The sequence below is a fragment of the Pseudonocardia ailaonensis genome (genome assembly GCF_039531635.1).
In the GTDB taxonomy this organism is placed as follows: domain Bacteria; phylum Actinomycetota; class Actinomycetes; order Mycobacteriales; family Pseudonocardiaceae; genus Pseudonocardia; species Pseudonocardia ailaonensis.
This window is the reverse complement of sequence record NZ_BAAAQK010000007.1, coordinates 198,376-221,245: the sequence shown is the minus strand read 5'-3', so window position 1 is coordinate 221,245 and position 22,870 is coordinate 198,376. Positions and strand designations below refer to the sequence as shown.

At 74.0% G+C, this 22,870-nt stretch carries 19 protein-coding genes; 4 read left to right on the top strand and 15 right to left on the bottom strand.

Annotation, left to right across the window (positions count from 1 at the left end):
• Nucleotides 1-7 precede the first annotated feature (7 nt).
• From ABD324_RS15740 to ABD324_RS15710, 7 genes are all read right to left on the bottom strand, one after another.
• Entirely contained in the window at nt 8-958 is a 951-nt protein-coding gene (locus tag ABD324_RS15740; RefSeq protein ID WP_344417210.1) for an EamA family transporter, read from the bottom strand.
• A gap of 115 nt (nt 959-1,073) precedes the next feature.
• Entirely contained in the window at nt 1,074-1,511 is a 438-nt protein-coding gene (locus tag ABD324_RS15735) for a GlcG/HbpS family heme-binding protein (protein ID WP_344417207.1), read from the bottom strand.
• 101 nt (nt 1,512-1,612) lie between these two features.
• Nucleotides 1,613-5,287, bottom strand: coding sequence for an efflux RND transporter permease subunit (locus ABD324_RS15730; RefSeq protein WP_344417204.1), 3,675 nt, complete (start codon nt 5,285-5,287; stop codon nt 1,613-1,615).
• A gap of 84 nt (nt 5,288-5,371) precedes the next feature.
• The gene (locus tag ABD324_RS15725) at nt 5,372-5,809 is read right to left on the bottom strand and encodes a nitroreductase family deazaflavin-dependent oxidoreductase (RefSeq protein ID WP_344417201.1); all 438 of its coding nucleotides are present in this window, start codon (nt 5,807-5,809) and stop codon (nt 5,372-5,374) included.
• 13 nt (nt 5,810-5,822) lie between these two features.
• Nucleotides 5,823-6,512 carry a M50 family metallopeptidase gene (locus ABD324_RS15720; RefSeq protein WP_344417198.1) on the bottom strand — a complete coding sequence of 230 codons (690 nt, stop codon included), beginning with the start codon at nt 6,510-6,512 and terminating at the stop codon, nt 5,823-5,825.
• Between the two features lie 131 nt (nt 6,513-6,643).
• The gene (locus tag ABD324_RS15715) at nt 6,644-7,876 is read right to left on the bottom strand and encodes a M23 family metallopeptidase (protein WP_344417196.1); all 1,233 of its coding nucleotides are present in this window, start codon (nt 7,874-7,876) and stop codon (nt 6,644-6,646) included.
• Between the two features lie 142 nt (nt 7,877-8,018).
• Nucleotides 8,019-8,654: a LysE family translocator gene (locus ABD324_RS15710; RefSeq protein ID WP_344417193.1), complete on the bottom strand. Its 636-nt coding sequence runs from the start codon at nt 8,652-8,654 to the stop codon at nt 8,019-8,021.
• 230 nt (nt 8,655-8,884) lie between these two features.
• On the opposite strand from ABD324_RS15710, the gene ABD324_RS15705 reads away from it, so the two are divergent.
• Nucleotides 8,885-9,952, top strand: a complete 1,068-nt coding sequence (locus ABD324_RS15705) for a DUF5685 family protein (protein WP_344417190.1) — start codon at nt 8,885-8,887, stop codon at nt 9,950-9,952.
• A 36-nt stretch (nt 9,953-9,988) separates the two neighbouring features.
• Here ABD324_RS15705 and ABD324_RS15700 read toward each other — a convergent pair whose 3' ends face one another.
• From ABD324_RS15700 to ABD324_RS15685, 4 genes are all read right to left on the bottom strand, one after another.
• Complete coding sequence (locus ABD324_RS15700) at nt 9,989-13,000, bottom strand: bifunctional [glutamine synthetase] adenylyltransferase/[glutamine synthetase]-adenylyl-L-tyrosine phosphorylase (RefSeq protein ID WP_344417187.1); 3,012 nt, start codon at nt 12,998-13,000, stop codon at nt 9,989-9,991.
• Between the two features lie 16 nt (nt 13,001-13,016).
• Nucleotides 13,017-13,388 carry a DUF6027 family protein gene (locus ABD324_RS15695; RefSeq protein ID WP_344417184.1) on the bottom strand — a complete coding sequence of 124 codons (372 nt, stop codon included), beginning with the start codon at nt 13,386-13,388 and terminating at the stop codon, nt 13,017-13,019.
• Nucleotides 13,389-13,448: 60 nt separating this feature from the next.
• Nucleotides 13,449-14,789, bottom strand: coding sequence for a type I glutamate--ammonia ligase (gene glnA, locus ABD324_RS15690; protein ID WP_344417182.1), 1,341 nt, complete (start codon nt 14,787-14,789; stop codon nt 13,449-13,451).
• Between the two features lie 74 nt (nt 14,790-14,863).
• Nucleotides 14,864-16,438 (bottom strand): alpha/beta hydrolase, encoded by a 1,575-nt coding sequence (locus ABD324_RS15685; RefSeq protein ID WP_344417179.1) that lies wholly within the window; start codon nt 16,436-16,438, stop codon nt 14,864-14,866.
• Between the two features lie 208 nt (nt 16,439-16,646).
• Here ABD324_RS15685 and panB point away from each other — a divergent pair, with 208 nt between their 5' ends.
• Entirely contained in the window at nt 16,647-17,507 is an 861-nt protein-coding gene (gene panB / locus ABD324_RS15680; RefSeq protein WP_344417176.1) for a 3-methyl-2-oxobutanoate hydroxymethyltransferase, read from the top strand.
• Between the two features lie 133 nt (nt 17,508-17,640).
• Here panB and ABD324_RS15675 read toward each other — a convergent pair whose 3' ends face one another.
• On the bottom strand, nt 17,641-18,705 hold the full coding sequence (locus ABD324_RS15675) for a glutamate--cysteine ligase (protein WP_344417174.1): 1,065 nt from the start codon (nt 18,703-18,705) through the stop codon (nt 17,641-17,643).
• A gap of 87 nt (nt 18,706-18,792) precedes the next feature.
• Nucleotides 18,793-20,178, bottom strand: a complete 1,386-nt coding sequence (locus ABD324_RS15670) for an RNB domain-containing ribonuclease (protein WP_344417172.1) — start codon at nt 20,176-20,178, stop codon at nt 18,793-18,795.
• A gap of 122 nt (nt 20,179-20,300) precedes the next feature.
• On the opposite strand from ABD324_RS15670, the gene ABD324_RS15665 reads away from it, so the two are divergent.
• Together ABD324_RS15665 and ABD324_RS15660 are read left to right on the top strand one after the other, a co-directional pair.
• Complete coding sequence (locus ABD324_RS15665) at nt 20,301-20,453, top strand: hypothetical protein (RefSeq protein ID WP_344417170.1); 153 nt, start codon at nt 20,301-20,303, stop codon at nt 20,451-20,453.
• Nucleotides 20,454-20,468: 15 nt separating this feature from the next.
• On the top strand, nt 20,469-21,176 hold the full coding sequence (locus tag ABD324_RS15660) for a hypothetical protein (RefSeq protein WP_344417168.1): 708 nt from the start codon (nt 20,469-20,471) through the stop codon (nt 21,174-21,176).
• Here ABD324_RS15660 and ABD324_RS15655 read toward each other — a convergent pair.
• Both ABD324_RS15655 and ABD324_RS15650 read right to left on the bottom strand, forming a co-directional pair.
• The gene (locus ABD324_RS15655) at nt 21,173-21,901 is read right to left on the bottom strand and encodes a maleylpyruvate isomerase family mycothiol-dependent enzyme (RefSeq protein ID WP_344417165.1); all 729 of its coding nucleotides are present in this window, start codon (nt 21,899-21,901) and stop codon (nt 21,173-21,175) included. The two genes, ABD324_RS15660 and ABD324_RS15655, sit on opposite strands and share 4 nt — an antisense overlap.
• Complete coding sequence (locus ABD324_RS15650) at nt 21,898-22,722, bottom strand: fumarylacetoacetate hydrolase family protein (protein WP_344417163.1); 825 nt, start codon at nt 22,720-22,722, stop codon at nt 21,898-21,900. Before ABD324_RS15650 ends, ABD324_RS15655 begins: the two co-directional genes overlap by 4 nt.
• Nucleotides 22,723-22,870 lie beyond the last annotated feature (148 nt).

Here is a 22,870-nt window from a genome sequence, read left to right as displayed (position 1 = left end):
TCGGCGCTCAGTCCGTGGGCGCCGGCTCGCCGAGGGTGGCCGGCCGCGTCCGGGTCAGCGCCACGCCGACGAGGATCAGCGCCCCACCCACCAGCTGGATCGTGGCGGGCACCTCGCCCAGCAGCAGCCAGCTCAGGACCGCCGAGGCGACGACCTCCAACAGTGCCACGAGGGAGCCCCGGGCCGCGCCGATGCGCCGGATGGCGAGCACCCCGGTGAGGTACGCGACGACCGTGGAGACGACCACGAGCAGCGCCGCGGTGGCGACCCAGCCCACGTCCACGCCGCCCAGCACGACCCGCTCGGGCGTCGTGAGCACCACCGGCAGCAGCCCGACGAGCCCCAGCAGCGCGACGACGACGGTCCCGACCGCCATCCCCACCCCGGCCAGGACCAGCGGCGGGGTCGTCGCACCCGCGCGGTCGGCCAGCAGGAAGTAGCTGGCCTGACACACCGCGGCGGCCAGCCCCCACACCAGCCCGGCAGGCGCGATCGCGGTCCCGGACCACACCTGCACGACCAGCAGCAGCCCGACGATCGCGACCGCTCCCCCGGCCAGGGTCCGCCCGCCCGGCGGCTGCCGGCGCACCGCCCACACCCAGGCGATGACCAGCACCGGGCCGAGGTACTCGATCAGCAGGGCGATGCTCACGGGCATGTACCGGACGGCGTTGAAGAACGAGACCTGCACCATCGCGATCGCCAGCACCCCGTAGAGCAGCAGCGCCGGCCCGTCCGCCCGCAGCGCCGCGACGACGCCGGGCCGGGTGATCGCGAGCAGCACCAGCACGATCACCGCCGATCCCCCGATGCGGACGAGCGCGGCGCCGGTCGAGGACCAGCCCGCGTCGATCAGGGCCTTGGCGAAGGGTCCCGAGGTGCCGAACGACACCGCGGAGACCACCGCGAACACCAGCCCGAGGGAGGTGGCGCGGCGGACGGGATCGGGAGAGCTCACGGTCGAACGGGGACGGCCCGGCCGGGGCCGATCTCACCCAGCCGGACCGGGCCCGGCAGGAGCGCCGCGCGGGACGGGACGGCGGCGGACCGGCCGAGCGCGGCCCGGCCCGGGCTCACTGCTCCGCGCCGGTGACCGCGGTCAGGCCCGCAGCCTCGATGCCCGCGACGGCGGCGGCCTCGTCGTTGAGCGAGGCGTCGCCCGTCACGCCGACCGCCCCCAGCAGGGCCCCGGCGCCGTCCTTCACGAACACGCCGCCGGGCACGGAGAGGATCTTGCCGCCGGCCAGGTTCGCGACGGAGGTGAAGAACTCCGGGGAGTCCGCCGCGCGGGCGGCGATGGCGCGGTTGGTCATGCCCAGGGCCAGCACACCGCTGGCCTTGGCGACCGCCAGATCGGGCCGCAGGAAGCCCGAGCCGTCCTGGCGGGCGAGCGCGACGACCGCCCCGCCCGGGTCGAGCACGGCCACGGTCAGCGGGTTGAAGCCCTGCTCCGTGCCGTGCGCGAGGGCGGCGTCGACGATCGTGCGGGCCTGTTCGAGAGAGATGCTCACGAGTCGAACCCTGACACACCGGCGCCGCCCCTCGCTCCCCCGGTATCGGGCAGGGGAACGGTCGGACATCGACCGTTCCCCAGCCCGATCGCGCCGGTCCGTCAGCTGCGGTGGGGTTCGGGGACTCCCCCGAGCGTGACGTCGTGGCGGGTCGAGTCCGCGGTACCCGGGACCCAGCCCGCCAGCGGCTCACGACCGTCGCCGTGCACCACCAGCAGGTACTCGGCGGCGGCGGGCAGGCCGAGGGCGTAGCGGCCCTGCGCGTCGGCCACGGTCGCACCCAGCTGGGCGCCCTGCTGGTCGAACACCACGACGGTGGCCGCGGCGAGCGGCGACCCGTCCGGGTGCGCGACGATCCCGTGCAGCCCCGGCCCCTGGGGCACCGCAGGGGGAACCGCCGGTGCCCCACCGTCCGCCGGTTCCGCCGCCCCGACGCTGTTCGAGGCCCTGGACGCGGGGAGGCTCTCCGGCCCCGGCTCGCCCGCGAGGGCGGTGTCCGGCTCGCCCGCGACGGCGGTGTCCGACCCGCCCACGAGGGTGTCCGACTCGCCCGCGAGGGCGGCGCTCGGCTCGCCCGCAAGGGCGGGAGCCGGCTCACCCCGGCGCCCCCGCAGCCGCTCCCGCGCCCGCTCCACCAGCGAGTAGAGCACCGGGACCAGGACCAGGGTGAGCAGCGTGGAGCTGATGAGCCCGCCGATCACCACGATCGCGAGGGGCTGCGAGATGAACACCCCGCCCCCGGTGAGCCCCAGCGACATCGGGAGCAGCGCGAAGATCGTCGCCACGGCCGTCATCACGATCGGCCGCAGCCGCCGCGAGGCGCCCTCCAGCACCGCGTCGCGGATGCTGTGCCCGGCCCGCCGGTACTGGTTGACGAGGTCGATCAGCACGATCGCGTTGGTCACCACGATGCCCACGAGCATGAGCATCCCGATGAGCGCCGGCACGCCCAGCGGCGTGCCCGTGGACACGAGCAGCCCGATCGCGCCGGTGGCGGCGAAGGGCACCGAGACCAGCAGGATGAGGGGCTGCACGAGGCTGCGGAAGGTCACCACCATGACCAGGTAGACGACGGCGACGGCGGCCAGCAGGGCGAGGAAGAGCTGGGTGAACGCGTCCGACTGCTGCGTGCTCACCCCGCCGATCTCCGCCGTCGCGCCGGCCGGGAGCCGGAGGCCGTCGATCGTGGTCTGCAGGGTGGTCGAGGCGGCGCCGACGTCGTCGCCCGTCGGGCGCGCGGTGATCGACGCCGAGCGGGTGCCGTCCGTGTGCGAGATCGTCGGCGCCGAGCTCGTCTCGGTGACCGTCGCGAGCTCCGAGAGCGGCACGGGGCCGCGCAGGGTCGTGATCGGCAGCGAGCGCAGCGACGGCACGTCCGCCGGCGGGTCCCCGGCGCGCAGCACCACGGACTCGTCGACGCCGTCGATCGTCAGGGTCCCGATGGGCGTCCCGCGCAGCGCGGCGGCGACCGACTGGCCCACCTGCGCCTCGGTCAGCCCGGCCGCGGCGGCCTTCTGCCGGTCGACCTGGACGTCGACGCTCGGCTGGGCGGCGGCGAGGTCGTTGCGGACGTCCGTGACCCCGGCGATCCCCGCGACCGCCTTCTGCACCTGGTCGGCGGCCTGCGCGAGCGCCTGCGGGTCCGCGGCGTGCACGTCGACCTGCAGGTCGCTGCCGCCGAGCCCGCCCTGGCCCCCGGCGACCGTCAGCTCGCCGGCGTCGGTCAGGGCGGCCAGGCGGGTGCGCAGGTCGTCCTGGACGGCGGTGGCGTCGCTGCCGTCGGCGAGGGTGATCGAGAAGCGGGTCGGCGTGGTGCCGGCCGAACCCGGGCGGAACGTGCCCGCCGACGAACCGACGGTCACCTGGTAGCTCTGCACGCCCGCGGTGCCGCGCACGACGTCCTCGACCCGGCGCGCCGCCGCGTCCGCCCGGGGCAGCCCGGTGCCCGGCGGCATCTGCTGGGTGACGGAGACGGTGTTGCCGCCCGCGTCGCCCAGGAAGTTGGTGGTCAGGCGCGGGACCAGCGCGAACGTGCCGGCCAGGATGAGCAGGGCGACCAGGATCGTGACGACGGGCCGCCGGACGGCGCCGCGCACCACGGGCACGTAGGCGCGCTGCATGCGGGTGACCGGCTCGTCCTCCGCCGGGGCGACCGCCGGTGCCCCGGGAGCGGCCGCGCCGGCCACCTCGCGAGAGCCGGCCGCCGCGCGCTTCTTCCCCCGCAGCACCGCCGAGGCCAGCACCGGCACCAGCGTCAGCGACACGACGAGCGACGCCAGCAGCGCGGCGGTCACGGTCACGGCGAAGGGCCGGAACAGCTCCCCCACCTGCCCGCCGACCAGCCCGATCGGCGCGAACACGGCCACGGTGGTGATCGTCGACGCGGTGATCGCGCCGGCCACCTCCCGCACCGCGCCCACGACCACGTCCGGGGTCGGCCGGCCGCGCCCGACGTGCCGTTTGATGTTCTCGATGACGACGATCGAGTCGTCCACCACCCGCCCGATGGCGACGGTGAGCGCCCCGAGCGTGAGGATGTTGAGGGTGTAGCCGCCCAGGTCGAGCACGATCATCGCGATCAGCACGGACAGCGGGATGGACACCGCCGTGACGAGCGTGGCGCGCACGGACAGCAGGAACACGAGGATCACGATCACGGCGAAGGCGAGCCCGAGCAGGCCCTCGACGGTCAGGTCGTGCACGGACTGCTCGATGAACGGCGCCTGGTCGAACACCACCGTGACCTGGGCGTTCTGCGCGGAGCCGCCGAGCGCGTCGCTGATCCTGCCGATCGCGTCCCGCACCTCGTGGGACACGGTGACCGTGTTGGCGTCCGGCGTCTTCGTCACGCCGATGCCGATGCTGGGCGCGCCGTTGGTCCGCGTGTAGCCGGTCGCAGGGGCGGCCTGGGAGGTGACGGTCGCGATGTCCCCGAGCCGGACCGGCGCCGCCGCCCCGGACCCCGCGGCGCCGGATCCTGCCGCCCCGGACCCCGCGGCGCCGGGCCCGGGCGATCCGCCGCCCGCCCCGCCGGCCGCGACCCCGGGCGTCACGTACAGGTCGGCCAGCTGCGCCGCCGAGGTGATCGGGCTCCCCACCTGCACCGTCAGCGGGTTCGTGTCCGGCGAGAGCTGCCCCGCCGGCACCCGCACCCCGTTGGCCTGCAGCAACGACGAGATCGACGCCGCGGACACCCCGCGCGCCGCGGCGGCCGCGGGATCGAGGCGGACCACGACCTGCTGGTCCGCGAGCCCGGACAGGGTCACCGCGGACACCCCGTCGAGGCCCTGCAGCATCGGCTGGACGTCGTTGCGCAGGATCTCCGCGATGCGGTCGGCCGGAAGGGCCGAGGACACGGCGAGCTGGACGACCGGGATCGAGTCGATCCCACCCGTCACCACCTGCGGGGTGACGCCCGTGGGCAGGCTCACACCCTGGACGGCGCGCTGCAGCCGCGAGGTGACGTCGTCGAGATCGGTGCCGTACTCGAGGTCGAGCGTGACGACCGAGCTGCCGCCCGAGCTGGTCGAGCGGCTGCCGGTGACCCCGGCGAGGTTCCGCACCGCCTGCTCGATCGGCGTGGTGACCTGCTGCTCGACGACGTCCGCGGACGCGCCGGTGTACGGCGTGAGCACCGTGGCCACGGGCACGTCCAGCGACGGGAACAGCTCCTGCCGCAACGAGGTCGTGCTGATCACGCCGAAGGCGACCAGCAGGACCGTCACGAGGCCGACGAGGGCCCGGTTGCGCAGGCTGAGGCGGGCGAGCCAGGTCACGGGGGAGCCTTTCGGGGTCGGGAGGCCTCATTGGACCCGAACCGGGCGCCCCACCGTGACCCGGCAGCTGAGGGGAAGCTGAGGTCAGGCGGCCGTGAGGGCGAACACGGGGATGGTGCGGATGCCCTTCGCCTTCTCTTCGTAGTCGCCGAAGCCCGGTGCCTTCTCGACGATCTTCGTGTAGAGCGCGTCCCGCTCCGACCCGGTGATCTCCTCGGCGTGCACGGACAGCGGGAGGACCTCGCCCTTGCCGTCGGCGAGCTCGACGTCGATCTCCGGGTTGGCCTTGAGGTTGTGGTACCAGGCCGGGTGCTCCGGCGCGCCGCCCTTGGAGGCGACGATCAGGTAGCGGTCACCGTCGGCGAACCAGACCAGCGGGGTGGTGCGCACGGTGCCGGACTTCGCGCCCTTGTGGTGCACCAGGATCATCGTGGCGCCCTCGAACGGCGGGCCCACCTTGCCGTCGTTCTCGCGGAACTCACGGATCACGCGCTTGTTGAAGTCCTCGAACTCGTCGGCCACTGGGACGTTCCTCCTAGACGAACACGATCCAACCGGCGCCGAGCAGCGCCGCCGTCCCGATCAAAGCGAACAGGCCCGTCCACATTCCCCCCGGGACCCCCGTGATCGCGGCGAGCTGGTCCGCGTCCGAGGTCGAGGTCCGGCGCCGGCGCCGCGAGCGGGCGAGCTCGCGGACCGCCCGCAGGCCCCCGAACAGCAGGAACCAGCACAGCGCGGCCGCGAACCCGGCCTGCCAGTTCGCCGGCGCGAGGACCGCGACCCCGCCGAGCACCCCGCCCGTGACGAGCACCGCGAACGCCCCGAACAGGTTGCGGATGTACACGAGCGTGGCCACCAGGAGCCCGACGCCGAGCCAGAGCAGCACGGCCGTGTGCCCGGCCGCGACCAGCGCCGCGCCGCCCAGCCCGAGCAGGGGCGGGAAGACGTAGCCGGCGAGGAACATCAGCACCACGCCCGGACCGCGGCCGGCACCCGTCGAGTGGGTGACGCCGGAGGTGTCGGTGTGCAGCCGGATGCCGGTGAGCCCGCGCCCGACCAGCACCGCGACCACGGCGTGGCCGCCCTCGTGGGCGATGGTCACGACCGTGCGGGTGAGTCGCCAGGACAGCGTCCACGCCACGACGAGCAGGGCGGCGCCGGCCGCGGCGAGCTCGGCGGGACGGGCGGCCAGCGCGTCGTACACGTCCTGGAAGGCGGGAGGCACGGCGCCGAGTCTGGCAGTGCCTCCCGAACCCCCCGCGAGTCGGCACGTTCGGGAGGCCGAAACACACATCTACGACGTCGTCAGCGTGTGTTTCGGCCTCCCGAAAGTGCCGACTCGCGGGGGTGGGTGGGTCAGCAGAAGGTGAGGACGGAGCGGTCCAGGGGCATCTGGGCCTTGTGCTGCGCGGTGTCGTTCGACGCCGCGAAGGGCAGGACCGGGGTGGGCTGCTCGGGCAGCACGTCGTCCCAGATCCGCTCGGTGACCCGGCCGTCGAGGCGGAAGCAGTCGAAGGCGAACGGGGTGCTGTCGGTCGGGAAGAAGGTCGGCTCGGTCATCACCTGGAAGTGCAGGTGCGGGGCCGTGGAGTTCCCGGAGCTGCCGATGTGCCCGAGCACGTCGCCCTTCTTGACCTTCTGACCTCGCTCGACGGCGACCGTGCCCGGCTTGAAGTGCGCGTACAGCAGGTAGACGCCCGGGGCGATCATGAGCGTGACGTGGTTGCCGACGGTGTCCTTGATCGGGGGCAACGGCGGCGGCTTCGGCAGCGAGGTGGTGTCCGGCAGGCCGTCGACCGCGTCGACCACCACCCCGTCCGCCGAGGCGATCGCGGCCTGGTCGTAGGCCAGGAAGTTCGTGATCTTCGACGGGTCGTCGACCCAGGCGCGGTGCTGGTCGTCGAGCAGGTACCAGTCGATCGCGAAGCGCTGCGGGACCAGCAGCGTGCCGTTGATCGGGGCGAGGCCGCGGCGGTGGTGGCTGTCGTCGGCGCAGCAGCCGTCGGAGGCGTACCACTGCCCGCCGCCCGCCACCGGCGGGCCGAGCACGGGCGCGGTCTGCGTCGAGACGTCGACGCGGCCGACGGTCGAGGTGATCGCCGGGGACCCGCCGATGGAGCCGGTGATGCGGTGCACCAGCGCGGTGGGCGTCGGGCCCTGGGGCACGACGTCGAGCCACACGACGGCGGTGGCCGAGTTCGGGATGCTCTGCGCCTTCTGCTGCGGGTCCTCCGTGCCCTCGTCGCCGACCGGGCCGCCGATCAGGTTCGCGTCCGCGGCGAGCGCGGCGCCGTCGAGGGTGGTGATCGGCTTACGGTCCGTGGCGTCGAGGACCTCGACCTTGTCCAGCCGGTAGGGCGCGCCGGTCGCGTTGGTGACCAGCAGCTCGTACGCGAGATGGGTGCGGCCGTCGGAGGCGGTGACCGGCGACGGCGTGGTCATCGTGGTGACCGAGACCGGGGTGAACGTGGTGGCGGGGTCGATCCCGCCCTCGGGGACGACCGGGGCCGCCGGCGTGGCGGGCGTGATCGCCCGGTCCGGGGGCGCGGAGCAGGCCGCGAGCGCGAGGGGGACGGCGAGCAGGAGCACCAGGGCCCGTGCTGATCGGGCCCGGGATGATCGGGCGGTGCGTAGGCGGGACGCGGGCATGAGGCCTCCAGTCAGGCCCCGACCTGAACGGATCTTAACGCCGCTCCGTCCGGCGGGGACAGACCTTGATCGGGTCGCCCGGTCAGTCGCGCCGGCCGGTCACCGCGAGCCCCACACCCATCCCGATCAGCACCAACCCGCCCGCGCCGCCGAGCCGCCGCAGCCGCGCGGGGCTCGTGGCGAACCAGTCCCGCGCGGTGCCCGCGACGAGCCCCCAGGTGCTGTCCAGCACCGCCCCCGTCAGGCAGAAGAGCAGGCCGAAGACCAGCAGCTGCAGCCCCGGGTTCGGCGCGTTCTCCCCGACGAACTGCGGCAGCACGGCCACGAAGAAGACCAGCGGCTTCGGGTTGGTGAAGCCGACCACCACTCCCTGCAGGAACACCCGCCGGTCGGCCGGGGCGCCCGGCTCCCCCAGCGCGGCGACCAGGTCGCCGCGGTGCCGGAACGCCTGCACCCCCAGCCACACCAGGTAGGCGGCGCCGCCGAGCTTGATCACGGTGAACACGGTGGCCGACGCCGCCGCGATCGCCCCCAGCCCCGTCGCGACCAGGACCACGAGCACCGCGACGCCGGTCGTGTTGCCCGCGACGCTGGTCAGCGCGGCCCGCCGCCCGTACGCCAGGGCGCGCCCGACGATGAACAGCACGCTCGGCCCCGGGATGACCACGAGGACGAGCGCCGCGGCGAGGAAGGCGACGATGGCCCCGGTGCTCGGCATGGTCGGACGCTAACCGCGGCGCGGGCCTGCGCGCCAGACATATCCGCAGGACGCGACCGCCGCCGAGCCGCCGAGCCGCCGTTCCCGTGCGCACACGCACCCCCCGGACTGCGCCACCGCACCGCTTCGGTGATCACGGCGGGGCTCGGCACAGCGCCTTCGCGACCGGCCCGACACGCTGCCCGGGGTGATCTTCCGGACGATCGTTGCGACCCGCTACGATCCCGCTCGTGTTCGGCATGATCCGGCCCTGCCGGCACACCCTGACCCCCGCCCTGCGCTCCGAGTGGATGGGTCACCTCTGCGGCCTCTGCTACGCGTTGCGCGACGAGCACGGCCAGGCCGCGCGGGTCGCCACGAACTACGACGGCCTGCTGATCTCCGTCCTGCTCGACGCCCAGACCACCGGCGGGAAGGGCCGCCTCGCCGGGCCGTGCGCGCTGCGCGGGATGCGCACCCAGCGGGTCGCGACGGGCGACGGCGCCCGCCTCGCCGCCACCGTCTCGCTGATCCTCGCGTCGGCGCAGCTCTCCGACCACGCTGCGGACGGCGACTACGGCTCGAGGGCCGTCGCGGCGGTCGCCCGCAGGACGGCCGGGCGCTGGGCGCGCAAGGCGTCCGGCACCGCGGCCGACCTGGGTCTGGACGCCGGCGTGCTGCTCGACGCCGTGGCCCGCCAGCCCGCGCTGGAACACGCCGGCTCGACCCTGCTCACCGTCACCGAACCCACCGAGACGGCCACCGCCGCGGCCTTCACGCACACCGCCGTCCTCGCCGGCCACCCGGAGAACGCCGCGCCGCTCGCCGAGGCCGGCCGGCTGTTCGGCCGCCTGGCCCACCTGCTCGACGCCGTCGAGGACCTCCGCGAGGACACCACCACCGGCGCCTGGAACCCGTTGCGGGCCACCGGCACCGATCTCGTCGCCGCCCGCACCCTGGCCACCGACGCGGCGCTGGGCATCCGCCTCGCCCTCGACGAGGTGAGCTGGTCCCGGCGGAAGCTCGCCCACAAGCTGCTGGTCCACGAGCTCGACCGCTCCATCGGCCACGCGTTCGCGCACGCCGAGAACGAGGACACGAAGAAGCAGAAGCACGGCCCCCAGCGCTCGCTCGTCCCCGGCTGCGCCGCGGCCGCGGGCCTGTTCTGCACCTGCCAGGTGTGCTGCTCGGACAGCTACCCGCACCCCTGGACCGGGGAGCCCGTGCAGGGCTGGTGCCGCAACGAGACCTGCGACGGCGCGTGCGACTGCTGTGACTGCAGCTGCGACTGTTGTGACTGCTGCGACTGCAACTGCTGAGTCCCCCGCTCACCGCACCCTGCGAGTACTCACAGGTCAGGTCGACCAGCCGTAGAACACGCGCTCGACGACGGCCCGGGCCCGGCGGGTGGTGCGGCGGTAGTCGTCGAGGAAGGCGCCCGGGTCGCCGTCGTTCGGGTAGCCCGAGGCCACCGCGACGGCGGAGAGCTCGCGTCCCGAGCGCGGGAGCTGGTCCCCCGGCTTGCCCTTGACCAGCATGATCGCGTTGCGGGCGCGGGTCGCGGCCTCCCAGCCGGCGCGCAGCTCGTAGGCGTCGTCGGCGGTGATCAGGCCCGCCTCCGCGGCCTCGCGGAGCCCCTCCAGGGTCGACGTGGTGCGCAGCTCCGGGATGTCCCCCGCGTGCTGCAGCTGCAGCAGCTGCACGGTCCACTCGACGTCGGCCAGGCCGCCGTGGCCCAGCTTCGTGTGGGTGCCGCGGTCCGCGCCGCGGGGCAGCCGCTCGTCGTCCACCCGGGCCTTGATCCGCCGGATCTCGGTGACCTGGGCCGTGGTGAGCCCGTCGGCCGGGTAGCGGATCGGCTCGATGAGCTCCATGAACGCCCGGCCGAGCGGGGCGTCGCCGGCGACGGGGCGGGCGCGCAGCAGGGCCTGGGACTCCCAGACCTCCGACCAGCGTGCGTAGTACTCCCGGTAGGAGTGCAGGGTGCGCACCAGCGGGCCCGAGCGGCCCTCGGGGCGCAGGTCCGCGTCGACCTCCAGCGCCGGGTCCGGGCTGGGCGCGCCGAGCCTGCGGCGCACCCCCTCGACCACGCTCGTCGCGAACTTGACGGCCTCGCCGTCCGTGAACCCGTCGCCCGCCGGCTCGCACACGAACATGACGTCCGCGTCGGACGAGTAGCCCAGCTCCGCCCCGCCGAGGCGGCCCATCCCGATCACCGCGATGCGGGCCCTGACCTCCCCGCCCGCGGCGACGTCCTTGATCGTCGCGGCGAGGGTCGCGCGCAGCACCGCCACCCAGATCGTCGACAGGGCCTCGCAGACCTCCGCGACCGACAGCGACCCGAGCAGGTCCGCGCAGGCCACCCGCAGCATCTCGTGCCGGCGCAGGGACCGGGCGGAGGCGACCGCGGCGGTCAGGTCGTGCTGGCGGGCGACCGCGGCGATGAGCCCCTGCCCGACGGCGGCGGGATCGCGGGTCAGCTCGTCCGGCTGCCCGGCGACGGGCGTGGCCAGCACCCGGAGGATCTCCGGCGCGCGCACGAGCAGGTCCGGGACCAGCGCGGACGTCCCCAGCAGGTACATCAGCCGCTCGGCGACCTGCCCCTCGTCGCGCAGCAGCCGCAGGTACCACGGGGTGGTCGCGAGGGCCTCGGACACCTGCCGGTAGGCCAGCAGGCCGCGGTCCGGGTCCGGGGTCGCGGCGAGCTCCTCCAGCAGCACCGGCAGCAGCGTCTGCTGGATCGACGCCGCCCGCGAGACCCCGCCGGTGAGCGCGCGCAGGTGTCCCAGCGCGCCCTCGGGCGAGGCCCAGCCCAGGGCCTTGAACCGGGCCGCCGCGGCCTTCTCCGGCAGCCGGGTGTCGTCCGCGGCGAGCCGGGACACGGACTCCAGCAGGGGCCGGTAGAAGAGCTTCTCGTGCAGCCGGCGGACCCGGCGCGCGTTGCGCTGCCACTCGTTCATCAGGACGCCGACGACGTCGTGCTTGCCGTCCGCCCGCAGCCGCGAGGCCCGGGCGAGCCAGCGCAGCCCGTCGAGGTCGTCCTTGGCGGGGAGCAGGTGCGTGCGGCGCATCTTCTGCAGCTGCAGCCGGTGTTCGAGCAGCCTCAGGAACCGGTAGGAGGCCGCCAGGTTGGCGCCGTCGTCGCGGCCGACGTAGCCGCCCGCCGAGAGCGCGGCCAACGCGTCCAGAGTGGACGGCGAGCGCAGCGTCTCGTCGGTCCGGCCGTGCACGAGCTGCAGGAGCTGGACGGCGAACTCGACGTCCCGCAGCCCCCCGCGGCCCAGCTTGAGCTCGCGTTCGGCGTGGTCCGGGCGCACGTGCTCCTCGACGCGGCGGCGCATGGCCTGCACGTCGTGCACGAAGTCGTCCCGGCCCGCGGCGCTCCACACCATCGGCGCGACGGCCTCGGCGTAGGCCTGCCCGAGGGCGGCGTCCCCGGCGATCGGGCGGGCCTTGAGCAACGCCTGGAACTCCCAGGTCTTGGCCCACCGCCGGTAGTAGCTGACATGCCCCTCGAGGGTCCGGACGAGGGCGCCCTGGCGGCCCTCGGGGCGCAGGTTGGCGTCGACCTCGAAGCAGGCCTCGCCGGCGATCCGCATGACCTTGCTGGCGATCTTCGTCGCCACCTGGGTGTCGCCGGAGTGCACGAAGATCACGTCGACGTCCGACACGTAGTTCAGCTCGCGCCCGCCGCACTTGCCCATCCCGATGACGGCGAGCTTCACCTCCTCCGGCGGGTCCACCTCCTCGACCGCGACGGCCAGCGCGGCCCGGATCGCGGCGGACGCGAGGTCGGCCAGCTGGGCGGCGACCTCGTCGACCTCCATCACCGGCAGGGACTGCTCCCCCACCGCCGCGAGGTCGGCGCTCGCGAGCCCGAGCAGCTCGTCGCGGTAGGCGGTCCGCAGGGCGGTGACGGCAGCGGTGCCGGTCATCTGGGCCCGCGGCCGTTCCGCCGCGGGATCCGCCCCCACGGCGCGCAGGAGGTTCTCGGTGCGCCGCGCGAGGTCCGGCGGCGGATCCTGACGGGTGGGGCCGTCGGCGAGCAGCGGCCACCGGTCGGGGTGGACCACCAGGTGGTCGCCCAGCGCCGTCGAGGCCCCGAGCAGCGCGAACAGCCGCCCGCGCAGCCCGACGTCCGTGCGCAGCTCCGCGTCGATCGCCTTCCACTCGCCCGTGGCGCGCAGCCGCTCCACCTGGCGCAGCGCCAGATCGGGATCGGGGGCGCGGGCCAGCGCCCACATCACGACGTCGGCGCCGGGCGCGGGCGAGTCGCCCGACCACCAGCCGAGCTCGCGCAGCGTGTCCTCGGCCCGGGGCTCGGTCAGGCCGAGCCGGGCGAGCGAGGTCCTCGTGCGATCCGCCACGGCGACCCATCCTGCCCTATGGGTAGAGCTCCGGATCATCGAGCGGGGCGGCGAGCCAGCCCAGCAGTCCGGAGATCTCGCGATAGGCCGCGAGCCGGGCCTCGTCGGTCCCCGCCTCCTCCGCCCGCAGCACCGGCTCGCGCAGCCGGGACACCATGGCCGGGCCCAGTTCGAGCAGACCGGAGGACCCGGTCGTCGCGAACTTCGCGAGCACGTAGCGGGCCAGCGCGCCCACCGGGATGCCGGTGTGCGCGCTGAGCCCGCGCAGCGTGTGGAGCGGGTCGAGGCGGCCGTGGTCGGCCACCTCGGCCTTGAAGGTCGCGTCCGGGTCGTGAGCCTCCCACGCCCCGTCGAACCTCTCGAGGCGAATCCACTCCCCCTGCGTCATGGAACCATAATGCGAAATCGGGTGCCCGAAAATCGCATTATGGTTCCATGGTGCGGCATTTCAGAGGACGGGGAGGTAGGTGGCCAGCTCGTAGGGGGTGACGTTGCGGCGGTAGGCGTCCCACTCCGCGCGCTTGTTGCGCAGGAAGAAGTCGAAGACGTGCTCGCCGAGGATCTCCGCCACCAGCTCCGAGTGCTCCATCGCGTGCAGCGCCTCGGTGAGGTTCTGCGGGAGCGCCTCGTAGCCCAGGGCGCGGCGCTCGGTCTCGGTGAGCGACCAGACGTCGTCCTCCGTGGCCGCGGGGAGCTCGTAGCCCTTCTGCACGCCCTGCAGGCCGGCGCCGAGGATCACCGCGAACGCCAGGTACGGGTTGCAGGCCGAGTCGAGCGTGCGGATCTCCACCCGCCGGGTCGACGACTTGCCGGGCGAGTACATCGGCACCCGGACCAGGGCGGACCGGTTCGCGTGACCCCAGCTCACCGCTGTCGGCGCCTCGCCACCGGTGATCAGCCGCTTGTAGGAGTTGACCCACTGGTTGGTCACGGCGCTCATCTCGCGCGCGTGCCGCAGCACCCCGGCGACGAACGCCTTGCCCGTCTCGGAGAGCTCGTAGGGGTCGTCCGGGTCGTGGAAGGCGTTGCGGTCGCCCTCGAACAGCGAGAAGTGCGTGTGCATCGCCGAGCCGGGGTGGTGCGTGAAGGGCTTCGGCATGAAGCTCGCCCGCACGCCCTGGGTGAGCGCGACCTCCTTCACCACGTACCGGAAGGTCATGATGTTGTCGGCCATGGTGAGCGCGTCGGCGTAGCGCAGGTCGATCTCCTGCTGCCCCGGGCCGCCCTCGTGGTGGCTGAACTCGACCGAGATGCCCATCGACTCGAGCGTCTCGATGGCGTTGCGCCGGAAGTGCGGCGCGACGTCGTGGCTGGCCTGGTCGAAGTAGCCGCCGGAGTCCGCGGGGACCGGCGGGTTGCCGTCCGCGGGCAGGTCGCGGAGCAGGTAGAACTCGATCTCGGGATGCACGTAGCAGGTGAAGCCGGCCTCGCCGGCCTTGGACAGCGCCCGGCGCAGCACGTGCCGCGGGTCCGCCCAGGAGGGCGACCCGTCCGGCATCGCGATGTCGCAGAACATCCGCGCCGAGTAGTGCTCCCCGTTGCTCTCCCACGGCAGCACCTGGAAGGTCGACGGATCGGGGCGCGCGACCATGTCCGACTCGTACACCCGGGCGAAGCCCTCGATCGCGGAGCCGTCGAAGCCGATGCCCTCCGCGAAGGCTCCTTCGAGCTCCGCCGGGGCAACCGCCACCGACTTGAGATAGCCGAGCACGTCGGTGAACCAGAGCCGCACGAAGCGGATGTCGCGTTCCTCGAGAGTGCGCAGCACGAATTCCTGCTGGCGGTCCATGGGCGCCAGGCTAGGAACGGCGTGTTACGTGAATGTTTCGTGGCTGGTCGGGATGCGCGACGCGTTCGGGTGCTTCACGAGCCGGAGAGCACGCAGGAGGCGCCCTCGGCGGGCAGTGTGCCGTCCGTCAGGTAGGCCGTCAGCTTGTCGTCGACGCACTTCGTCCCCTGGTAGCCGGCGGTGTGCTGGGTCCCGTCGACCTTCAGCAGGCGCCCGTTCAGATCCTTCGCAAGATCCACACCGGCCTGGTACGGGGTCGCCGGATCCCCCGTGACGGAGACGACCACCACTGGCGGGATCCCGTCCGCCTTCGGCGTGTGCGGCGCCATCGTGGGCGGCACCGGCCAGTACGCGCAGGGGTCCTTGGCGTCGACCGGGCCCCGTCCGGTGTCCGTGAACGGGGCTGCCGCGTACTGGCCGTCGACCAGCTTCGCGACGTCGGCCGGTGCGGTCACCCGGGTGTTGTCCATGCACGAGATGGCCTGGAAGGCCTCCAGCATGTTCGAGTACTTCCCGTCGGCGCCGCGCGAGTAGTACAGGTCGGCGAGGGTGAGCAGCAGCGAGCCGTCCCCGCCCGCCAGCCGCGAGATGCCCACGGACAGCGCCGGCCACAGCGCCCGCAGGTAGAGCGCCTGCGAGACGCCGGTGATCGCGTCCTGGAAGCCGAGGGTGCGCGTCGGGTCCCCGGTGCGGACGGGCCGGTCGATCAGGGGCTGGACCAGCTTCTGGAAGGTCGCGGTCGCGGCCTTCGGGTCCCGGCCGAGCGGACAGTTCGCCTGGGTGGTGCACCAGGCCCCGTAGGCGTCGAAGGCCTGCTGGAAGCCGGCGCTCTGGTCGACGGTCCCGGTGATCGTGTCCTGGGTGGGGTCGACGGCGCCGTCGAGCACCATGGCGCGGACCCGGGAGGGGAACGCCTCGGCGTAGGTCGAGCCGATCGACGTCCCGTAGGAGTAGCCGTAGTAGGTGACCTTCTCGTCGCCGAGGACCTGCCGCAGGATGTCCATGTCCTTGACGACGTCCCGGGTCCCCACGTTGGCCAGGACGTCCGTGCCCACGCGCTGGGCGCAGAGGTCCGCGTACTGCTTGCTGTGCGCCTCGGCCGCGGCCACCCCGGCCGGGGACGGGTCGGCGAAGACCTGCGCGCGGTACCGGTCCTGCTCCGCGTCCGTCAGGCAGTCGAGCGAGGGCCTGCTCGCGCCGACCCCGCGCGGGTCGAACCCGACCAGGTCGAAACGGTTCGTGATCCCCGGCCCCACCTTGTCGACGAGCCCGGCCGCGGCCTCCGTACCCGGGGCGCCGGGCCCGCCGGGGTTGACCAGCAGGGAGCCGATCCGCTGCTGCGGGGTCCCGGTCGACCTCGCCCGCAGGACGGCGATCTGCGCGGTCTTCCCGTCCGGCTTCGCGTAGTCCAGCGGGACCTCGAGCTTCGCGCAGTCGAACCGCGGGTCGCCGAACGACCGCGCAGCGTCCGACGAGGTGGCGAACGGGGCGCAGGGGCCCCAGCTCAGGGTCTGCGAGTAGTAGCGGTTCAGGGCGTCGGGCGTCGGGGCGGGGGCCGCTGTCGGGGTCCCGGCGACGGTGGTGCAGCCGGCGAGCACTCCCACCAGCACCAGGACGAGCAGGAACGGGGAGCGACGGAGCGGGGACACCCCGTCAGCATGGCAGCGGCGGGCCGTGGTCACGGAACGGAGGGGTGGGGGCAGAGCCGGTGGTTCGTTCCGCACGCTCCCCCCACCGCCGTGTGAGGTGCGTCGCCGATCGATGCGGGGACCGGCCGCCGGGTGTCACGCTTCCGCATGTACCACCCCAGACGACCCGGGGACCTGCCGAGCAGGCCTCGAGGGAGGACGGACACCGATGTCCCAGCACGATTCCGTACAGGCCCCGTACCGGACCGCCACCCCCGCTTCGACGACACAGAAGCGGACGCGGATCCACCACCTGCGGGAGATGAAGGAGCGCGGCGAGCGCTGGCCGATGCTCACCGCGTACGACATCTACTCCGCCGAGATCTTCGACGAGGCCGGCATCCCGGTCCTGCTCGTCGGCGACTCCGCGGGCAACAACGTCTACGGCTACGAGAACACCCTGCCGGTGACGGTCGACGAGCTGATGCCGCTGGTCAAGGCGGTGGTCAAGGGCGCGAAGCACGCGCTCGTCGTCGCCGACCTGCCCTTCGGCAGCTACCAGATCTCCGCCGCCCAGGCCCTCGAGACCGGCTTCCGGTTCATGAAGGAGGGCGGCGCCCACGCCGTCAAGCTCGAGGGCGGCGCCCGGTTCGCGCCGCAGGTCGAGGCGCTCGCCGGATCGGGCATCCCGGTGATGGCGCACCTCGGCTTCACGCCCCAGAGCGAGCACGCCCTGGGCGGCTTCCGGATCCAGGGTCGCGGCACGTCCGCCGAGCAGCAGCTCGTCGACGACGCGCTGGCGTTGCAGGCCGCCGGCGCGTTCGCGGTGGTCCTCGAGATGGTCCCGGGAGATGTGGCGAAGCGGGTCACCGCCGAGCTCACGATCCCCACCATCGGCATCGGCGCCGGCCCGGAATGCGACGCCCAGGTGCTGGTCTGGTCGGACATGGCCAGCATGAACCGGGGCCGCAAGCCGAAGTTCGTGAAGCCCTACGCCGACCTCGGCAGCATCCTCCTGGACGCGGCGAAGTCCTACGCGAACGACGTCCGGGGCGGCACCTACCCGGACGAGGAGCACACCTACCACTGAGCCGCCACCGACCCGAAACCCGCGAGTCGGCACTTTTGGGAGGCCGAAACACACGCTGACGACGACGTCGTGAACGTGCAACTCAGGCTCCGGAATGTGCCGACTCGCGGGTGGTTCGGGCTCGTCCGCGGGGTTATGTGCGGGTGAGCATGGTGGTGGCGGGGCATTCGCGGCGGTCCCAGCGGGTGCGGAGGCTCGCGAGGCGGGTGAGGTCGGCCGGGCGGTCCGCGAGGGACTTCTCGGCGGCCGTGAGCAAGGTGCCCGTGGCCGCGTGGGTGTCGTCGTCGGTCAGGCCGGCGACCGCGACGTGCCGGTGGGCGGCGGCGTCGGGAGTGGTGCGGCGGCCCGGGAGGGTGTCGTCCAGGACCAGGCCGGTGAGCAGGCTCAGCAGCTCGCCGTAGAGGGCCGGGTCGGGGCAGGCGTCGCAGGCCTTGAACTCGATCCGGCCGATCTCGGCGGGCAGCCGCGCCGGCTGGGTCAGCGACGGGTCGCTCGCCAGCGCGTGCGGCGAGCCCGGCTCGAGGAACACCATCGCCGCAGGTCGCGCCCCCGTGCGCACGGCGGTGCGGGCCGAGAGCCCGCCCCACGGTGCCCCGTCGCGCAACGGTGACGAGAACGAGAACGGCACGATCCAGGGCGAGTAGTGGGTGAGCTTCGCGCCGGCGTCGACCAGCTCCGCTCCCCCGAGCCCCGCGACCGAGAGGTTGAGGTCCGGGCCGTGGGTGACCATGTGGAGGTGGGCGGTGCGCTCCTCGGGTGATCCGGTGCGGTGCCGCGCCTCCCACCCGTTCAGCGGCGGCACGATCGGGTAGGTCGAGCGCACCGGGTTGAAGCCCGTCACCCACGGGGTCAGGCCCCGGGTGGCCGCCTCCCGCTCCAGCGACGCGACGTCCGCGGCCAGGGCGGCGACGGCGGCGTCCACCGAGTCGTGGATCCGGGTGCGGATCTCGATGCCCTTGGGGTCGCAGCGCAGCAGCTCCCCGGCCTCGTCGAAGCGTTCGAAACCCTCGACGTACCAGCGCTTGCGCTTGATCCCCTGGTCGCCGATCCGCAGGTCGGGGTAGTCCGCGGGATCCTCGGGCAGAGCATCCACGATGGACTGGAGCTCCTCGAACGTCGTGTTCGTGAAGTCCGCGAACGCGCCGTCGCCGCGGCGGAACGCGATCTCGTGCTCGATGCCGTACCGGACCTGCGCCACTCGGGGCCCCCTTCCGTCCGGGCGACGACGCTAGTGGCCGGTCGGGCATCGCGGACAGTGTTCATCCGGACACTCGACGCACCCGGGTCAGCCTGGTAAGGCGAACCTCACCTTCCCCGTGGCGGGATCGGCTTCGGTGAGCCGCACCCGGGCCGTGGTGCCCGCCTTCAGGTCGCCGTCGCAGCGGGCGAGGACGGGCGGATCGGCCAGGAAGATCTCGCCGGGCTCGGCGCGCAGCACGGCGACCTCGAACTCCTCGCCCACCCGTCCCGCCAGCACGGCGGCCTCGGTCCGGTCGAGGCAGGCGCGGTCCACGGAGCCGGCGACCGAGTCCGAGGCGCTCATCAGCTCCGGCAGCGTGGGCAGCGCCTCCAGGATCCACTCCGGGACCTCGGCGCCGGCCGCGACGGCCAGCGCGACCTCACTGCCGAACCGGTCCACCAGGCGTCGCAGAGGGGCGGTGACGTGCGCGTACGGCGCGCCCACCCCGCCGTGCCCGGGATCCGCGGGAGCAGCCACCCCGTTCCCGAACGACGCGTAGCTCGCCCCGCGCAGCAGCGCCGTGGCCGCCCGGCGCACGGCCAGGGTGCGCGGCTCGGTGTCCCGCTTCAGCCCGGCGAGGATCTCCGCGGCGCTCGCCCCCTCCGGCCACGCCACGCCCAGGCCGAGGGCCACCCGGCGCAGCTCGACCACGGCGTCCGACTCGGGGGCGGGCAGCGTGCGCAGGATCCCGATCCCGGCGTCGAGCATCAGCCGGGCCGCGGACATGCCCGTGAGCAGGGAGATCTCCGCGTTCCAGTCCTCCACGGGGGTGCGCCGGCGGACCCGGACCGTCCAGCCGCCCGCGCCGTCGGGCACGACCTCCTGTTCGGGCAGCTCCAGCTCGATCGCCCCACGGGCCACGGCCAGGGCGCGGCGCAGCGGGCCGAGCTCGGCGAGGGCCGCGATCGCGGGATGCGGACGGCCGGCGTCGAAGTCCGCCTGGACGCCGGCGTAGTCGAGCCGGGCGACCGACCGCACGAGCGCCCGCCGGACGTCGACCGCGGTGCTCTCCCCGGACTCGTCGAGGGTGATCCGCCAGAGGACGGCGGGGCGCGGCCCGTCGGGGAGCAGGCTCGCCGCGTTCTCGGACAGGACCGGCGGATGCAGCGGCACCGACCCGTCCGGCAGGTACATCGTCTGCCCGCGGCGGCGGACCTCCGCGTCGAGCGCCCCACCCGGCGCGACGACGGCGCCGAGGTCGGCGATCGCGTAGTGGACCGTGAACCCGCCGGCCGTCCGGGTGATCCCGACGGCCTGGTCGAGGTCCTTCGAGCCCGGCGGGTCGATGGTGACGAGCGGGATCTCGGTGGCGTCCGCACGCTCGCCGGCGGGCGCGGCGGCGGCCCGCTCGGCCTCGGCCAGCACCTCGGGCGGGAAGCCGGACGGGAGCGCGAACTCGGTGCGGACGGCGGCGAAGTCGGGAGCCTGCACGACCGCACCCTAGTGCGACCGGGCGATCCCGCCCGGCCGAAACACGGTCGTCACTCCCCGCGCTGGACAACCGCGGCCGGAGGGATCACCCTCGTACCTGCACCGAGTCTCCGGGAGGCGTCATGAGGTTGGGCAGGAAGCTGGCGGAGGGCGTGGCGGTCGACCGCGAGGCGGAGCGCCTCGCCGAGACCCGGGAGCCGCACGAGAAGACGGTCGACGCCCCACCGGTCGTGATCGCCGCCGAGACACCGGTCGAGAAGCCCGCCCGGGTCTAGGAACCGGACCTCCACATGGGCGGACCGTTCGCCCGTGGTCCGCGCGAACAGTCGGACGAGCCCCTGCCGGGGTTCAAGCTCGCCTACCCCATGCTCGCGGCCGACGGCCGGAGCTGCGGGTTCAGCGGGGTGACCCTCGGCAGGGCGCACGTCTACCGCGCGGTCGACGACGCCATCTGCGCGCACGGCTCGCGGCACGCGTGCCCGTCGCGCTGGTGCGACTGCGGGTTCTACTGCTTCCACGAGATCGGCTCCGCGCGCGATCTCGCGTGCGAGCCGGACCACCGCAGCGCGGTGCTGCTGGAGATCGCCGCGTCCGGCCGCTACCGGCGCTACGAGCGCGGCCTGCGCTACGCCCGGCAGCGGGTGCGCACGGTCCGGATCGGCCGCTGCGAGTGCGGCCGGCCCGCCGAGCTGCTCGCGGACTCCGGGGCCGGCAGCGTGGGCTGGCGGCGGCTGCTGCCGGTGTGCCGCAGCTGCGCCGCGGACCGGCCGGTGCTCACCCCGGACCGCTTCGGCGAGCTGGCCGGACGGATCACCGTGGCGCTGGAGCCCGCGGCGACCGGGGCCGCGCCGGCGTCGGCGGTGCCGGCCGAGGACCCCGGCGCGGTCGCGCTGCTGCACGCCGAGGTCGCGGTGCTGCACGCCCGGCTGGACGAGACCCTCGCCCGCGTCGAACACCTGCAGACGACGATCGACGAGCTGACGAGGGGCCAGCCTTAGAGCCAGGCGGGCAGGGCGGGCAGCGGCACCCGCTCGCCCTGCGGCGTGGTGGCCCGCAGCGCCCGCGGGCGCCCGCGGCCGACCAGCCACGCGGCGAGGTCCGCGACGGGACCCTCGACGCCGGTCCGGTCCCCCTCGCCCGCCGGCCATGTCATCGACTTGTCGGAGGCGACGACCAGCAGCGCCGGCCCGTCCTCCCGCGCGTCGAGCGTCGCGACGACGTCCCGGACCAGCTCGCAGAGCATCGGCTGCGGGAAGTCCGCGAACCCGGCCCCCACGTCGAGGTCCACGGAGTGGATCCACATCTCGCGGGCCCGCATCCAGCCGATCTCCGTGGCGGGGACCTCACGGCCCTGCCGGTTGAGGATCCGCGCGGACCACGCCTCCTCGGGCATGGACTTGACCGTGAGCGCCAGCTTGTCCGAGGTCGCGACCACGTCGGCGCGGATCTCGGCGGGGGTGCGCGAGGCGCCCTCGTCGATCGCCGCGTCCCGGGCCTCGTCGCTCGCGTACGCCGGGGTCTGCTCGCCCGTGCGCGCCCAGTGCAGGAGGTTCAGCATCGCGTCCGCGTTGCGGGCGACGTGGGTGAGGACGTGGGCGCGGCTCCAGCCGGGCAGGGCCGACGGCGCGCGGAACGCGTCGTCGCCCATCCGGTCCATCAGACCCCGCAGGTGGGCCGCGCCGTCGCCCGCCCAGGCCAACGTCGTGGAGAGCGGGTGGCTCACGGTTTCTTGCGGCAGACGTTGCGGCACTCGCCGATCCCCGCGACGGCCGCGACGATCTCCGCGCCGTCCGTGAGGTAGCGCGGAGGCCTGCGCGCGTGGCCGACGCCGCCGGGCGTGCCCGTGGCGATCACGTCTCCCGGGGTGAGGGTGAGGATCGCCGAGATGTACTTGACGAGCTCCACGGCGCCGAAGACCAGCTGGTCCGTCGTCGAGCTCTGCATCGTCTCGCCGTCGAGGACGCTGGTGATCGCCCAGCCGCCGTCCGGCAGCTCGTCGGGCGTGACCAGCACGGGCCCGAGCGGGGTGGCGTGCTCGAACGTCTTGCCCTGCAGGAACTGCGAGGTGCGGTTCTGGAAGTCCCGCATGCTCACGTCGTTGAGCACCGAGTAGCCGGCGATCGCGGCCGCGGCCTGCGCGTCGTCCGCGTCCCGCACCGACTCGCCGATGACGACGACCAGCTCGGCCTCGTAGTCCACCGCGTCGGAGATCGCGGGCAGCTCGATCTCGTCGTACGCGCCGATCAGCGCGGGCGGGTACTTGGCGAACAGGGTCGGGTACGACGGGAGGTCGTGGCCCATCTCCTGCACGTGGTCCCGGTAGTTCAGGCCGACGCAGACGATCTTCTCCGGCGCGGGGACGAGCGGGGCGTAGTCCAGCCCCTCGACCGGGTGCGACGGGCCCGCCGCCGCGGCCGCGTGCGTCGCCCAGTCCGGGCGGGACAGCAGGGCCCGCAGGTCGGCGTCGCCGGTCTCGGTCGCCGTCCGCTCGTCGACCCGCACGGCCCGGGTGCCCGCCGCCGTGCGGATGGTGGCCAGCCTCATCGGATGCTCTCCACGCTCGCTCCTCGCCTCACGTCGTGCAGTCTGAGCCACGACGCGTTATCCGACACCCGGGGGTGGGGGCGATCACGCCCGGGCACCCGTGCATCGGGCCCCTGCGTCGGACCCGGCGTCGGACCCCGGCATCGGA

Bases quoted from the DNA above. Each gene is read 5' to 3' on its own strand.
- glnA (WP_344417182.1), bottom strand. From the start codon at position 14,789: ATGGACCGCCAGCAGGAATTCGTGCTGCGCACTCTCGAGGAACGCGAC.
- ABD324_RS15650 (WP_344417163.1), bottom strand. From the start codon at position 22,722: ATGAGGCTGGCCACCATCCGCACGGCGGCGGGCACCCGGGCCGTGCGG.
- ABD324_RS15710 (WP_344417193.1), bottom strand. From the start codon at position 8,654: ATGCCGAGCACCGGGGCCATCGTCGCCTTCCTCGCCGCGGCGCTCGTC.
- ABD324_RS15695 (WP_344417184.1), bottom strand. From the start codon at position 13,388: ATGACGCAGGGGGAGTGGATTCGCCTCGAGAGGTTCGACGGGGCGTGG.
- panB (WP_344417176.1), top strand. From the start codon at position 16,647: ATGTCCCAGCACGATTCCGTACAGGCCCCGTACCGGACCGCCACCCCC.
- ABD324_RS15665 (WP_344417170.1), top strand. From the start codon at position 20,301: ATGAGGTTGGGCAGGAAGCTGGCGGAGGGCGTGGCGGTCGACCGCGAG.
- ABD324_RS15660 (WP_344417168.1), top strand. From the start codon at position 20,469: ATGGGCGGACCGTTCGCCCGTGGTCCGCGCGAACAGTCGGACGAGCCC.